This window comes from Streptomyces pacificus, from assembly GCF_011766325.1.
Taxonomy (GTDB): Bacteria; Actinomycetota; Actinomycetes; order Streptomycetales; family Streptomycetaceae; genus Streptomyces; species Streptomyces pacificus.
Genome location: NZ_BLLG01000065.1, coordinates 1 through 807, shown reverse-complemented (window position 1 = coordinate 807; position 807 = coordinate 1). Strand labels below are relative to the sequence as shown.

At 64.9% G+C, this 807-nt stretch carries 1 protein-coding gene; it reads left to right on the top strand.

Going from position 1 to position 807, the window contains the following annotated elements; genetic code table 11:
* Window positions 1-11: 11 nt before the first annotated feature.
* A partial coding sequence (locus SCWH03_RS28260) for an SDR family NAD(P)-dependent oxidoreductase (protein ID WP_503827455.1) occupies window positions 12-807 on the top strand: 796 nt, incomplete at its 3' end.

Below are 807 nucleotides of genomic sequence, written 5' to 3'. Positions count from 1 at the left end.
GTCTGGATTGGGTGCGGGTTGCGGTGCCTGATCTTGCTGGTGCGGATGTGGTGGTTGAGCATTGTGTGGGTGAGGGTGGGGTTGTGGGGTCGGCGCATGCGCTGGCGGTTCGGGTGCTTGCTTTGGTGCAGCGGTGGGTTGCGGAGGATCGTGCTGAGCGTCTTGTCTTTGTGACGCGTGCGGGTGATGTGGCGGCGTCGGTGGTGTGGGGGTTGGTGCGTTCGGCGCAGTCGGAGTATCCGGGGCGGTTCGTGCTGGTCGATACCGATGGTGATGTGCCCGTTGGTGTGTTGGGTGGGGAGGAGTCGCAGCTGAGGGTTCGTGGTGGTGAGGTGTCGGCGGCGCGTCTGGTCCGTGCGGAGGTGGCGTCCGAGTTTGTGCGGCTTGAGGGGCCGGTGCTGGTCACGGGTGGTACGGGTGGTCTTGGTCGGGTGATTGCGCGTCATCTGGTCGAGGTGCATGGTGTGGATGAGTTGGTGTTGGTCGGTCGCAGGGGTGTTGCTGATGCGGCGGAGGTCGCGGTTTTGGAGGCGGCTGGGGCGCGGGTGTCGGTGGTGGCTTGTGATGTTGCTGATCGTGGTGCGGTGGGGGAGTTGCTTGAGCGGTATCCGGTGCGGTCGGTCGTGCATGCGGCCGGTGTGCTCGATGACGGTGTCGTGGAGTCGTTGACGCCTGAGCGACTCGAGGGGGTGCTGCGGCCGAAGGTGGATGCTGCCTGGTATCTGCACGAACTCACCAGGGACCTTGATCTGACGGCCTTTGTGGTGTTCTCTTCGGCTGCGGGTGTGTTCGGTACGGCCGGGCAGG